The 11873-nt window shown below is 60.9% G+C and carries 13 protein-coding genes and 2 tRNA genes; 12 read left to right on the top strand and 3 right to left on the bottom strand.

The genetic code is table 11. The annotated features are described in order from the left end of the window. Positions 1-4: 4 nt before the first annotated feature. Both CQ041_RS21320 and ispH read left to right on the top strand, forming a co-directional pair. Complete coding sequence (locus CQ041_RS21320) at positions 5-442, top strand: peptidylprolyl isomerase (protein WP_177429409.1); 438 nt, start codon at positions 5-7, stop codon at positions 440-442. 132 nt (positions 443-574) lie between these two features. Then, positions 575-1522 carry a 4-hydroxy-3-methylbut-2-enyl diphosphate reductase gene (ispH, locus tag CQ041_RS21315; protein WP_105524301.1) on the top strand — a complete coding sequence of 316 codons (948 nt, stop codon included), beginning with the start codon at positions 575-577 and terminating at the stop codon, positions 1520-1522. Here ispH and CQ041_RS21310 read toward each other — a convergent pair. Beyond that, entirely contained in the window at positions 1476-2057 is a 582-nt protein-coding gene (locus tag CQ041_RS21310; RefSeq protein WP_105524300.1) for a GspH/FimT family pseudopilin, read from the bottom strand. The genes ispH and CQ041_RS21310 overlap by 47 nt on opposite strands. Before the next feature lie 204 nt (positions 2058-2261). Between CQ041_RS21310 and pilV the strand changes: the two genes are divergently transcribed. The 5 genes from pilV (at position 2262) to thiO (ending at position 5507) form a co-directional block, all read left to right on the top strand. Beyond that, positions 2262-2690, top strand: coding sequence for a type IV pilus modification protein PilV (pilV, locus tag CQ041_RS21305; RefSeq protein ID WP_105524299.1), 429 nt, complete (start codon positions 2262-2264; stop codon positions 2688-2690). Continuing rightward, positions 2687-3388 carry a PilW family protein gene (locus tag CQ041_RS21300; RefSeq protein ID WP_105524298.1) on the top strand — a complete coding sequence of 234 codons (702 nt, stop codon included), beginning with the start codon at positions 2687-2689 and terminating at the stop codon, positions 3386-3388. The genes pilV and CQ041_RS21300 overlap by 4 nt, the downstream gene beginning before the upstream one ends. A 6-nt stretch (positions 3389-3394) precedes the next feature. Beyond that, positions 3395-3922: a PilX N-terminal domain-containing pilus assembly protein gene (locus CQ041_RS21295; protein WP_256586851.1), complete on the top strand. Its 528-nt coding sequence runs from the start codon at positions 3395-3397 to the stop codon at positions 3920-3922. Between the two features lie 11 nt (positions 3923-3933). Continuing rightward, on the top strand, positions 3934-4335 hold the full coding sequence (locus CQ041_RS21290; protein ID WP_105524296.1) for a type IV pilin protein: 402 nt from the start codon (positions 3934-3936) through the stop codon (positions 4333-4335). Between the two features lie 62 nt (positions 4336-4397). Further along, positions 4398-5507, top strand: a complete 1110-nt coding sequence (thiO, locus tag CQ041_RS21285) for a glycine oxidase ThiO (RefSeq protein WP_105524295.1) — start codon at positions 4398-4400, stop codon at positions 5505-5507. Here the strand turns inward: thiO and CQ041_RS21280 are convergent. Together CQ041_RS21280 and CQ041_RS21275 are read right to left on the bottom strand one after the other, a co-directional pair. Continuing rightward, on the bottom strand, positions 5494-5727 hold the full coding sequence (locus tag CQ041_RS21280; protein ID WP_105524294.1) for a PP0621 family protein: 234 nt from the start codon (positions 5725-5727) through the stop codon (positions 5494-5496). The genes thiO and CQ041_RS21280 overlap by 14 nt on opposite strands. Before the next feature lie 127 nt (positions 5728-5854). Continuing rightward, entirely contained in the window at positions 5855-6880 is a 1026-nt protein-coding gene (locus CQ041_RS21275) for an outer membrane protein assembly factor BamD (protein WP_105524293.1), read from the bottom strand. 149 nt (positions 6881-7029) lie between these two features. On the opposite strand from CQ041_RS21275, the gene rluD reads away from it, so the two are divergent. The 5 genes from rluD (at position 7030) to CQ041_RS21250 (ending at position 11872) form a co-directional block, all read left to right on the top strand. Next, positions 7030-7992 (top strand): 23S rRNA pseudouridine(1911/1915/1917) synthase RluD, encoded by a 963-nt coding sequence (rluD, locus tag CQ041_RS21270; RefSeq protein WP_105524292.1) that lies wholly within the window; start codon positions 7030-7032, stop codon positions 7990-7992. Then, on the top strand, positions 7989-8714 hold the full coding sequence (pgeF, locus tag CQ041_RS21265) for a peptidoglycan editing factor PgeF (protein ID WP_105524291.1): 726 nt from the start codon (positions 7989-7991) through the stop codon (positions 8712-8714). Before rluD ends, pgeF begins: the two co-directional genes overlap by 4 nt. A gap of 130 nt (positions 8715-8844) precedes the next feature. Next, positions 8845-11409: an ATP-dependent chaperone ClpB gene (gene clpB / locus CQ041_RS21260; protein WP_105524290.1), complete on the top strand. Its 2565-nt coding sequence runs from the start codon at positions 8845-8847 to the stop codon at positions 11407-11409. 304 nt (positions 11410-11713) lie between these two features. Next, a tRNA-Asn gene (locus CQ041_RS21255) sits at positions 11714-11789 on the top strand. A gap of 9 nt (positions 11790-11798) precedes the next feature. Continuing rightward, a tRNA-Pro gene (locus tag CQ041_RS21250) sits at positions 11799-11872 on the top strand. Position 11873 lies beyond the last annotated feature (1 nt).

Genomic DNA, 11873 nt, shown 5'->3' with positions numbered 1-11873 from the left:
GGTATTGGCTGAGCAACGCATCGGCCAGAACACGGAAGTCACTTTGCACTTTGCACTGCGCCTGGAGAATGGCGACACGGTCGACAGCACGTTCGACAAGGCCCCAGCCACCTTCAAGGTCGGCGACGGCAATTTGCTGCCGGGTTTCGAAGCGGCCCTGTTCGGCTTCAAGGCCGGCGACAAGCGCAAACTGCAGATCCTGCCGGAAAACGCCTTTGGCCAGCCCAACCCGCAAAACGTGCAGATCATCCCGCGCTCGCAATTCGAAGGCATGGACCTTTCGGAAGGCCTGCTGGTGATCTTCAATGATGCCGCGAACACCGAACTGCCCGGTGTGGTGAAAACCTTCGATGACACCCAGGTGACCATCGACTTCAACCACCCGTTGGCCGGTAAAACCTTGACCTTTGATGTCGAAATCATCGACGTTAAAGCGCTCTGATCAACGACACACGATCAATTGTGTGAAGTGGGCTTGTGTGGGAGGGGGCTTGCCCCTCCCACCTTTGATCTTCATTGTCAGTTGGGTTGGCGTCACGCCTGACCCAGATAGCTGCAAGACACGAGGCACAGCATGCAAATCAAACTCGCCAACCCCCGTGGCTTCTGCGCCGGCGTGGATCGGGCGATCGAAATCGTCAACCGCGCCCTGGAGGTCTTCGGGCCGCCGATTTATGTGCGCCATGAAGTCGTCCACAATAAATTCGTGGTTGAAGACCTGCGTGCACGCGGTGCCATCTTTGTCGAAGAGTTGGAGCAGGTGCCGGACGACGTGATCGTCATCTTCAGCGCCCACGGTGTTTCCCAGGCCGTACGCACCGAAGCGGCGGGCCGTGGCCTGAAAGTCTTCGATGCCACCTGCCCGCTGGTCACCAAGGTGCACATCGAAGTTGCGCGCTACAGCCGTGATGGCCGCGAGTGCATCCTGATCGGCCACGCCGGCCATCCGGAAGTCGAAGGCACCATGGGTCAGTACGATGCCAGTAACGGCGGCGCCATTTACCTGGTGGAAGACGAAAAAGACGTTGCCAACCTGCAGGTGAATAACCCTGAGCGCCTAGCATTCGTGACGCAGACCACCTTGTCCATGGACGACACCAGCCGCGTCATCGATGCCTTGCGTACGCGCTTTCCAGCCATCGGTGGCCCGCGCAAGGACGACATCTGCTACGCCACGCAAAACCGCCAGGACGCGGTCAAGCAATTGGCCAACGAGTGTGACGTGGTACTGGTGGTGGGCAGCCCTAACAGTTCCAATTCCAACCGCCTGCGCGAGTTGGCCGAGCGCATGGACACCCCGGCGTACCTGATCGACGGTGCCGAAGACATGCAGCGCAGTTGGTTCGACGGCGTGGAACGGATCGGCATCACTGCCGGGGCCTCGGCTCCGGAAGTGTTGGTACGTGGCGTCATCCAGCAGTTGCACGCCTGGGGCGCTACCGGTGCCGATGAGTTGGCCGGTCGTGAAGAGAACATCACGTTTTCCATGCCCAAGGAGCTGCGGGTCCGCTCGCTGCTCTGAGCCCCTGTGTGCCGGAGCCGCTCCGGCACAGCGCCTGCTCGGCACTCTCGCTGCGCAGGCTGATGCGTCCGCTGGGCGCCAGCACAATCTGATACAGGCTCTGCGCCTGGTCCGTGGCGCACACATGCACGGTGCCCGCGCGGAAACCGCCGCCTGAAAACACCGGTTCGCCCAACCCGCTGAAGCGCACCTGGGTCTTGACCGGCCCGTTACCCATGATGGGGACCCGGCCACTGTCCGGGTGCTCCAGCAGTACGGGATTGTCATCGTCCAGGTGACCGCGACCGCTGACATCCACAATGACCCGCCAACCCTGGCTCCAGTTGTCGCCCAGAGCATGAATGATCACTGCGCGGTTGCGTGCGATGGCTTCGAGGCGGGCAAAGCGCAGCCCGCCGGCGAGGGCCTGTGCCGCATTCTGTCGGCTCTGTGACTCCAGCAATTGCTTGAAGCCAGGTACGGCCAGGTGCGCCAGGATGGCGCTCACGATCAGTCCCAGCAGCAGTTCTATCAGGGTGAAACCTCGTTGATGCATGCCTTGTTCCTCCTTGGATGCAGGCCAATGTCCGGGGGTGTCCCTAGGTATAGCGTCCAGGCAGGGGGGGCGATTGATGGCCTTTATGTCCAAAGTATTTCCCTTTGTTCCGGGAGCAGCGCGCAGTAAAAACCGGCGCTAGTCTTGGCTCGCACAGCAGATGACATCTGCTTTTTTCGGCCTTCGACACGGATGACGACGGGAATGCCTGCTTGCCCGAACACCTGCTTTTCCCTCCCGTTGACACCACCGCAAACCGGCATGACGTTCGTTGAGGTGCTGGTGGCGGTGCTGGTTCTATCCGTCGGCCTGTTGGGCGCGGCGATGCTCCAGCTCAATGCGCTCAAGTACACCGACAGCTCCAGGATCACCAGCCAGGCGAGCTTCATCGCCTATGACATGCTGGACCGGATACGTGCCAGCACCACGGTGCGCGACCTGGACCTGCACGATTTTCACGCCAATGTCCGCAGTTTTGCCGGGGCGCACGCCAAGGGATCGGTCGTGCTCAGTGCCGAGGAGGTGACCGTCAGCATCAGCTGGGACGACAGCCGTGGCAGCAACACGGCGGATGCCCGTGAAACCTTCACCCTGACCAGCCGTATCGGCCATGAGCCGGGAGCATTGCAATGAGGGGGCGTGTGCAAGGCTTCAGCCTGCTGGAGGTCTTGCTGGCCCTGGCTGTCGGGCTTGTGCTGGTGCTTGGCGCCGGCCAGGTACTGATCAGCGCCCGCGCAACCCAGGCCAGCCAGCAGTCAGCGATGCTGCTGCAGGATGACGCGCGATTTGTGCTGGGCAAGATGCTCCAGGATATCCGCCAGGCCGGGATGTTCGGGTGTCTGTCCACGGCGGTTATCGAAAACGCCCCACCCGCGTTCGATCAGCCTGTGAGTTGGAATGCGTCGTCAAAGGCACTGACGCTGATGACGGCGGATGTCGGGGACGCAGGCGGCAAACCAGACTGGACGGTGCTGTCCGACTGCACCGGTACCGCACAGGCGTATGCCGGCAGCGTACCGGCCTTATCGCCGGGCCAGGTTCGTTTTGCTGTACGCCGAGTCACCTACACCTTCGAGGCCGGGCAGTTGAAGGTCAGCACCCCGGCTGCTCCGGCCAAGGCGGTGCTGGCGGACAACGTGCAGGCTTTCGATATCAGTTTCGGCGTGGCGGCCGTGCCAGGGTCACCCGAGGTGGTGCGCTACGACGCCAACCCGGCCAATGAGGCGTTGATCCGCAGTGTGCGCATCCAGATGACGCTGCAAGATCCGGCCAGTCGGGTCAAGGCGCAAACCTACAGCGTCGTGGCGGCGCTGCGAAATCGGTTGGAGTAGTCGGTCATGGAAATGGCACGAGGATTCTACGCAAGGCAGGCAGGCATGGTGCTGCTGGTCAGCCTGGTGTTTCTGCTGCTGTTGTCGTGGGTGGGTGTGTCGTCGATGCAGGGGGCGGTGGCTCAGCAGAAGATTGCCAGCAGCCTGTGGCACCGAAACCAATCGTTTCAACGCGCTGAAAACGGTTTGCAGCTTGGCGAGCAACGCATTCAGCGCACCTTCGCGGCTTTGCCGCTGTGCCGCTCGATTGCGACCTGTGCACCGCCTGAGGAAGCGTTTTCGGTATCGGGGCCTGGAACCAACCCGGTTCCGGCCGTTACCTGGGTGGCCTTCGAGGACGGAGTCTTCGGCATTCAGTCATTAGGGCCAGCCATGGGGGTGGCTCATTTACCGCCACACACCCCGGCGGCGTTGTACCGCGTGACCGCGGTCGGGTTGAGCGGCCAGTTGCGCACGGTGCTGGAGAGCGTCTATGCGCGGGTGGAGGAGGGAGGCTCGCCTTTCAGGCGGGTGGTTTGGCGACAACTTCAATAAGGAGCAATGGGATGGGCAAGGATAGCCGAGGTTTTACCCTGATCGAGTTACTGATCGCTGTGGCGATCATCGCGGTGCTGGCTGGAATCGCCTACCCGGGTTATGCCGGGCAGATGAAAAAAGTGCACCGCGCGCAAATCGTCGCGCTGCTGAACGAGCAGGCGCAGTACCTGGAGCGGTTTTATACCCGGAACGGAAGTTTTATTGACGCCAGTGGCGTCAGTGAGGGCAATGATCACTATAGAATCTCCCCTGCACTGAACCCTCAGGATTTCCAGCTGGTGGCCACGCCTGCCGTCGATTCGGTCATGGCCGGCGACCCGTGTGGCGACTTCAGCCTGACCAGCACCGGCACGCGAACCAATCCGGGAGCGGCCCCCGGCATGTCGCGCAAGCTGTGCTGGGGGCAATGATGGGGGTGCTGGATGATTGGGCGCCGGGCGCGCTTGTCCCTATTTATCGGCTGGATCGAATAATGGCAAAGCAACAGCAGGTAGTGATTGTCGGTGGCGGAGTCATCGGCTTGTTGACGGCGTTCAACCTGGCGAGCGAGGGGCGCAACGTTGTACTGCTGGAGAGGGCAGGGGTAGGGCAAGAGTCTTCGTGGGCTGGCGGCGGTATTGTTTCGCCGCTGTACCCGTGGCGCTACAGTCCGGCAGTCACGGCGCTGGCCCACTGGTCCCAGGACTTCTATCCACAGCTGGCAGAGCGCTTGTTTGCCGCCACCGGTGTCGACCCCGAAGTCCACACCACTGGCCTGTACTGGCTGGACCTGGACGACGAAGCCGAGGCGCTGGCCTGGGCGAAGCGTGAGGGAAGGCCCCTGAGCAAGGTGGATGTGTCGGCGGCACACGACGCGGTGCCGGTGCTCGGCGGCGGTTACTCGCAGGCGATCTACATGGCCGATGTGGCCAATGTGCGTAACCCGCGCCTGGTCAAGTCCCTCAAGGCTGCGTTGCTGGCTTTGCCAGGCGTGACCCTTCGCGAGCAGTGTGAAGTGCGCGGATTCATCCTTGAGGCTGGCACTGTGGTGGGCGTAAATACGACTGAAGGCCCGATTCATGGTGACCAGGTGGTGCTGGCGGCCGGCGCATGGAGCGGCGAGTTGCTGGGGAGCCTGGGCTTGTCATTGCCGGTAGAGCCGGTCAAGGGGCAGATGATCCTGTACAAATGCGCCTCGGACTTCCTGTCGAGCATGGTGCTGGCCAAGGGGCGTTACGCGATTCCCCGGCGAGACGGTCACATCCTGATCGGCAGTACCCTGGAGCATGAAGGTTTCGACAAGACCCCTACTGAATCAGCGCTGGAAAGTCTCAAGGCGTCGGCGGTCGAGTTGATCCCCGCGCTGGCGGACGCTGAAGTGGTGGGGCATTGGGCTGGCCTGCGCCCAGGCTCGCCCGAGGGTATTCCCTATATTGGCGAAGTGCCGGGTTTCAGGGGGTTGTGGCTGAACTGCGGGCATTACCGCAATGGCCTGGTACTGGCGCCGGCTTCCTGCCAGTTGTTTGCCGACCTGCTCCTGGCGCGCGCACCGATCATTGACCCTACGCCGTATGCGCCCGCGGGGCGGATCAACGCTGGATAGATTTCGGGCCTTGCTCGAGGTGCGCCTGGGTGCAATACCACTCCTGGCGTGAACTCAACGCTCGATCCTGCGGCAAGTGCACGCCGCAGTGGGCGCAACGTACCATCAGCGCTGCACCGGGTTCGCTGGTGCGGTGCTGCTTGGCGGCCGGGCTTTTGAATTTGCGCCAGAACCATACTGCGGCGGCAATGACGGCAATCCAGAACAATAGACGAAGCATGATGGGTGGTTTCTCGACAAGGAATGCGCCAGTTTAGCCAAGGTCATGCCAGGCGCACAGCGCAATAATGCTTGCCCATGAAAAAGGGAGCCCCGTGGGGCTCCCTTTTTTGCGATGCGCCGACAGGTCAGTCGAACACGCCGAAGGTCATGTAGCTGAACCACGAACGGTCCTGGTTGTTGCCCAGGGCTTGCGGTTCTTCCTCTTCGATCACGTCGCCGTTCTCATCGTGAGGCTTGAGCTCCGATGGAATGGCTTCCTTGGCGTCCTGGAACTGCTTGATCACGTCCTGGTTGGCGCGGGTTTCGCCCGGCGGCAGTGGTGGACGGGACTCGATCAGGCCCAGGGTGTACTTGCTCAGCCACGAACGGTTGTCGGCTTCGGCCACCTGAGGCACGAACTGGCCGTCTTTGAGGCTTGGGTGATCCGGGTAGTTGAGCTTCAGGGTTTCCAGGCTGGTGCTGGCCAGTTCGTCCAGGTGCAGGCGCTGGTACGCTTCGGTCATCACGGCCAGGCCGTCACCCACGGAAGGGGTTTCCTGGAAGTTTTCCACCACATAGCGACCACGGTTGGCGGCCGCTACATAGGCCTGACGGGTCAGGTAGTAGTGGGCCACGTGGATCTCGTAGGACGCCAGCAGGTTGCGCAGGTAGATCATGCGCTGCTTGGCATCGGGCGCGTAGCGGCTGTTGGGGTAGCGGCTGGTCAGCTGGGCGAACTCGTTGTAGGAGTCGCGGGCAGCGCCCGGGTCACGCTTGGTCATGTCCAGCGGCAGGAAGCGCGCCAGCAGGCCGACGTCCTGGTCGAACGAGGTCAGGCCCTTCATGTAGTAGGCGTAGTCGACGTTCGGATGCTGCGGATGCAGGCGGATGAAACGCTCGGCGGCGGACTTGGCAGCTTCCGGCTCGGCGTTCTTGTAGTTGGCGTAGATCAGCTCAAGCTGTGCCTGGTCAGCGTAGCGACCGAACGGATAGCGCGACTCCAGGGCCTTCAGCTTCGCTGTGGCGCTGGTGTAGCTATTATTGTCCAGGTCTTTCTGAGCCAGTTGGTACAACTCGACTTCGCTCAGGTTTTCGTCGACGACGTCCTTTGTTGACGAGCAAGCAGCAGTCATGGCGAGGATGGCGATCAGCAGCAGGTGTTTCACTTGCATGGCGGCTTGCGTCCCTATGACGGCCGCTGTCTTGGGCGGGGCCGTCCTGTTATGATGAGCGCCCCGTTGAAAGCCTCGGGGCAAAAGACGCCGTATTTAACCACAAGCGCGCAGCCGAAACCAAAGGCTGTGCCACGCCTAGTCTGAGCATGTCCGATAAAATTGAACTTCGCGCAGAGGTGCCGTCCGAATTGGGCGGCCAACGCCTCGATCAAGTCGCCGCACAATTATTCGCTGAGCACTCGCGCTCGCGCCTTTCCGCCTGGATCAAAGACGGCCGCCTGACTGTGGATGGAGCGGTTATCCGCCCGCGAGACATAGTCCATGGTGGTGCGATTCTTGAGCTGACTGCCGAGCAGGAATCCCAGGGAGAGTGGGTCGCCCAAGACATCGAGCTGGATATCGTCTACGAAGACGACGACATCCTGGTGATCAACAAACCCGCAGGCCTGGTAGTTCACCCGGCGGCCGGGCACGCTGATGGCACCTTGCTCAATGCCTTGCTGCACCACGTGCCGGACATCATCAATGTCCCGCGCTGCGGCATCGTGCACCGTCTGGACAAGGACACCACCGGTCTGATGGTGGTGGCCAAGACCATTCAGGCGCAGACACAACTGGTTACGCAGTTGCAGAGCCGCAGCGTCAGCCGTATCTACGAATGCATCGTGATCGGTGTGGTAGTGGCCGGCGGCAAGATCAACGCGCCGATCGGTCGTCACGGCCAGCAGCGCCAGCGCATGGCGGTGATGGAGGGTGGCAAGCAGGCCGTCAGCCATTACCGTGTACTGGAGCGTTTCCGTTCCCACACCCATGTGCGGGTCAAGCTGGAAACCGGGCGTACCCACCAGATTCGTGTGCACATGGCCCACATCAACTTCCCGTTGGTCGGCGATCCGGCCTACGGTGGTCGTTTCCGCATTCCGCCGGCGGCGAGTGTGACCATGGTCGAATCGCTGAAGAGCTTTCCGCGCCAGGCACTGCACGCGCGCTTCCTGGAGTTGGATCATCCGACGAGCGGTAAGCGCATGAGCTGGGAATCGCCTCTGCCAGACGATCTGGTCTGGCTGCTGTCGCTGCTCAAGCAAGATCGCGAGGCGTTCATCGGATGAGTGACTGGCTGATGCCTGACTGGCCCGCGCCGGCTCGGGTTAAAGCCTGTGTCACCACCCGTGCGGGCGGCGTCAGTGTGGCGCCGTTCGACAGCCTCAACCTCGGTGATCATGTCGAGGACAGCTTGGAGGCGGTGCTTGAAAATCGCCGTCGTCTCAGCGATGCCTTCGATATCCAGCCGGCCTGGCTGCGCCAGGTCCATGGTGTGACTGTGGTCGAGGCTGACCCAGACCGTATCGCCGAAGCCGACGCCAGCTGGACCAGCACCCCTGGCATCGCATGTACCGCAATGACTGCCGATTGCCTGCCCGCGTTGTTTTGCAACCGGGCTGGCACCCGCGTCGCAGCGGCCCATGCCGGCTGGCGTGGATTGGCAGCGGGCGTGCTGGAGGCGGCGTTTGAAAGTCTGGATACGGCGCCTGGCGAAGTGCTCGTCTGGCTCGGCCCGGCCATCGGCCCGCAAGCCTTTGAAGTCGGCCCGGAAGTGCGTGAAGCCTTCATGCAGCAACTGCCGATCACCGTCGAAGCCTTCATGCCCAGCCGCAACCCCGGCAAGTTCATGGCCGACATCTATCAGTTGGCCCGTCTGCGCCTTGCCGCACGGGGCGTCACGGCTGTGTATGGTGGCGGTTTCTGCACCGTGAGCGATCCGCGCTTCTTTTCCTACCGCCGCAGTCCTCGCACCGGTCGGTTTGCCTCCCTTATCTGGCTGGAACGCTAGACTCTCCTGACTTGGGTCAACTGTCCGACGCTTGAAACTTCCAGAATCCACCCCATCTATAAGGGTATCTGGCAGGTTTCTTCATTCAGGATGTTTTATAGCTCCGGCCTGCTCAAAAGGAAGGTGACTAATGCGTATTGATCGTTTAACCAGCAAATTACAGTTGGCATTGTCTGACTCTCAATCGTTGGCGGTGGGCCTCGACCATCCGGCCATCGAGCCTGCGCACTTGATGCAGGCGCTCCTGGAACAGCAAGGTGGTTCTATCAAGCCCTTGCTGATGCAGGTGGGCTTTGACGTCAACAGCCTGCGCAAGGAGTTGAGCAAAGAGCTCGACCAACTGCCAAAAATCCAAAACCCGACCGGCGACGTGAACATGTCCCAGGACCTGGCGCGCCTGCTTAATCAAGCAGACCGCCTGGCCCAGCAAAAGGGCGACCAGTTCATCTCCAGCGAACTGGTGTTGCTCGCCGCCATGGACGAGAACAGCAAGCTCGGCAAGTTGTTGCTGGGGCAGGGCGTGAGCAAGAAAGCCCTGGAAAATGCCATCAACAACCTGCGTGGCGGCGATGCGGTCAACGACCCCAACCATGAGGAGTCGCGCCAGGCCCTGGATAAATACACCGTCGACCTGACCAAGCGTGCCGAAGACGGCAAACTTGACCCGGTGATCGGCCGTGACGATGAAATTCGTCGCACCATCCAGGTGCTGCAACGTCGCACCAAGAACAACCCGGTGCTGATCGGTGAGCCTGGCGTGGGTAAAACCGCGATTGCCGAAGGCCTCGCCCAGCGCATCATCAATGGCGAAGTGCCGGACGGCCTTAAAGGCAAGCGCCTGTTGTCCCTGGACATGGGGGCGTTGATCGCCGGCGCCAAGTTCCGTGGCGAGTTCGAAGAACGCCTGAAATCCCTGCTTAATGAATTGTCGAAGCAGGAGGGGCAGATCATTCTGTTTATCGACGAACTGCACACCATGGTCGGCGCCGGTAAAGGCGAAGGCTCGATGGATGCGGGCAACATGCTCAAGCCTGCGTTGGCACGGGGCGAGTTGCACTGCGTCGGTGCCACCACGCTCAATGAGTATCGCCAGTACATTGAGAAGGACGCGGCTCTTGAGCGGCGCTTCCAGAAAGTGTTGGTGGAAGAACCGAGCGAAGAAGACACCATCGCGATCCTGCGTGGCCTGAAAGAGCGTTATGAGGTCCACCATAAAGTGGCGATCACTGACGGCGCGATCATTGCGGCGGCCAAATTGAGCCATCGCTATATTACTGACCGTCAGTTGCCCGACAAGGCCATCGACTTGATCGACGAAGCGGCCAGCCGCATCCGCATGGAGATCGACTCCAAGCCGGAAGTGCTCGACCGTCTGGACCGTCGCCTGATTCAGTTGAAAGTGGAGTCCCAGGCTCTTAAGAAGGAAGAAGACGACGCGGCGAAGAAACGCCTGGAAAAACTCCAGGAAGAAATCGTCCGTCTGGAACGCGAGTATTCGGACCTGGAAGAAATCTGGACTTCGGAAAAAGCCGAAGTGCAGGGTTCTGCGCAGATCCAGCAAAAGATCGAGCAGTCCCGCCAGGAACTGGAAGCCGCGCGCCGTAAAGGCGACCTGAACCGCATGGCCGAGTTGCAGTACGGGGTGATCCCGGACCTGGAGCGCAGCCTGCAGATGGTCGACCAGCACGGCAAGCCGGAAAACCAGTTGCTGCGCAGCAAGGTGACCGAGGAAGAAATCGCCGAAGTCGTCTCGAAGTGGACCGGTATTCCGGTGTCGAAAATGCTCGAGGGCGAGCGCGACAAGCTGCTGAAGATGGAAAGCCTGTTGCACCAACGTGTGATTGGCCAGGAAGAAGCCGTGGTGGCCGTGTCCAACGCCGTGCGGCGTTCGCGGGCCGGGTTGTCCGACCCGAACCGTCCGAGCGGCTCGTTCATGTTCCTCGGCCCGACCGGTGTGGGTAAGACCGAGCTGTGCAAGGCCTTGGCCGAGTTCCTCTTTGATACTGAAGAGGCGATGGTGCGGATCGACATGTCCGAGTTCATGGAGAAACACTCGGTGGCGCGCCTGATTGGCGCACCACCAGGCTATGTGGGCTACGAGGAGGGCGGTTACCTGACCGAAGCCGTGCGGCGCAAGCCTTACTCGGTGATCCTGCTGGATGAGGTCGAGAAGGCGCACCCGGATGTGTTCAACATCCTGTTGCAAGTGCTGGAAGACGGCCGCCTGACGGACAGCCACGGGCGCACCGTGGACTTCCGCAACACGGTGATCGTGATGACCTCCAACCTGGGCTCGGCGCAGATACAGGAGTTGGTGGGCGACCGTGAAGGCCAGCGCGCTGCTGTGATGGATGCGCTGACCAGCCACTTCCGTCCGGAGTTCATCAACCGGGTCGATGAAGTGGTGATCTTCGAGCCCCTGGCGCGGGATCAGATCGCGGGCATCACCGAGATCCAGCTGGGCCGCCTGCGCAGCCGCCTGGCCGAGCGCGAGCTTGACCTGGTGCTGAGTAGCGAGGCGTTGGACAAGCTGATCGCGGTCGGCTACGACCCGGTGTATGGCGCACGCCCTCTGAAGCGTGCAATCCAGCGCTGGATCGAGAACCCGCTGGCACAGCTGATCCTGTCGGGCAGCTTCATGCCTGGCACCAGCGTCGAAGCAACCGTGGAAAACGACGAAATCGTCTTCCACTGAGCCCCGACACTGGCGTAATAAAAGAGGGCCCCGCACTGCGGGGCCTTTTTTTTTTCGATAGGGCGTTGAACTGTAAGGAAAAGGCTTGTAAAGTGCGCCCCGCAACAACGTCAGCCCACGGGTTTCTTCTCCCCAAGAAGAAATCAGAAACAAGCGCAAATCATTGTCTTAAAAGCAATTTAAAGGGTTGACAGGGGTTTTTAAGATTGTAGAATAGCGCGCCTCAGACATGACAACGTAGCGATACGGAAGACTCGAAGAGAAGGTTGCACCGCAGTAGAAGTTGTACTTTGAAATATGTAGTTCCGTGATAGCTCAGTCGGTAGAGCAAATGACTGTTAATCATTGGGTCCCAGGTTCGAGTCCTGGTCACGGAGCCAATTTCAAACCGGGGTATAGCGCAGTCCGGTAGCGCGCCTGCTTTGGGAGCAGGATGTCGGGAGTTCGAATCCCCCTACCCCGAC

This window comes from Pseudomonas sp. MYb60 (assembly GCF_002979555.1).
In the GTDB taxonomy this organism is placed as follows: domain Bacteria; phylum Pseudomonadota; class Gammaproteobacteria; order Pseudomonadales; family Pseudomonadaceae; genus Aquipseudomonas.
The sequence above is the reverse complement of the archived record's forward strand: the minus strand, read 5'-3'. Positions and strand labels throughout refer to the sequence as shown.

What these genes read in the sequence shown, in the direction of transcription:
- CQ041_RS21310 (WP_105524300.1), bottom strand. Translation starts at nt 2,057, where the DNA reads ATGCATCAACGAGGTTTCACCCTGATAGAACTGCTGCTGGGACTGATC.
- clpB (WP_105524290.1), top strand. Translation starts at nt 8,845, where the DNA reads ATGCGTATTGATCGTTTAACCAGCAAATTACAGTTGGCATTGTCTGAC.
- thiO (WP_105524295.1), top strand. Translation starts at nt 4,398, where the DNA reads ATGGCAAAGCAACAGCAGGTAGTGATTGTCGGTGGCGGAGTCATCGGC.
- ispH (WP_105524301.1), top strand. Translation starts at nt 575, where the DNA reads ATGCAAATCAAACTCGCCAACCCCCGTGGCTTCTGCGCCGGCGTGGAT.
- CQ041_RS21300 (WP_105524298.1), top strand. Translation starts at nt 2,687, where the DNA reads ATGAGGGGGCGTGTGCAAGGCTTCAGCCTGCTGGAGGTCTTGCTGGCC.
- rluD (WP_105524292.1), top strand. Translation starts at nt 7,030, where the DNA reads ATGTCCGATAAAATTGAACTTCGCGCAGAGGTGCCGTCCGAATTGGGC.
- CQ041_RS21280 (WP_105524294.1), bottom strand. Translation starts at nt 5,727, where the DNA reads ATGCTTCGTCTATTGTTCTGGATTGCCGTCATTGCCGCCGCAGTATGG.
- CQ041_RS21295 (WP_256586851.1), top strand. Translation starts at nt 3,395, where the DNA reads ATGGAAATGGCACGAGGATTCTACGCAAGGCAGGCAGGCATGGTGCTG.
- pilV (WP_105524299.1), top strand. Translation starts at nt 2,262, where the DNA reads ATGCCTGCTTGCCCGAACACCTGCTTTTCCCTCCCGTTGACACCACCG.
- CQ041_RS21290 (WP_105524296.1), top strand. Translation starts at nt 3,934, where the DNA reads ATGGGCAAGGATAGCCGAGGTTTTACCCTGATCGAGTTACTGATCGCT.
- pgeF (WP_105524291.1), top strand. Translation starts at nt 7,989, where the DNA reads ATGAGTGACTGGCTGATGCCTGACTGGCCCGCGCCGGCTCGGGTTAAA.
- CQ041_RS21275 (WP_105524293.1), bottom strand. Translation starts at nt 6,880, where the DNA reads ATGCAAGTGAAACACCTGCTGCTGATCGCCATCCTCGCCATGACTGCT.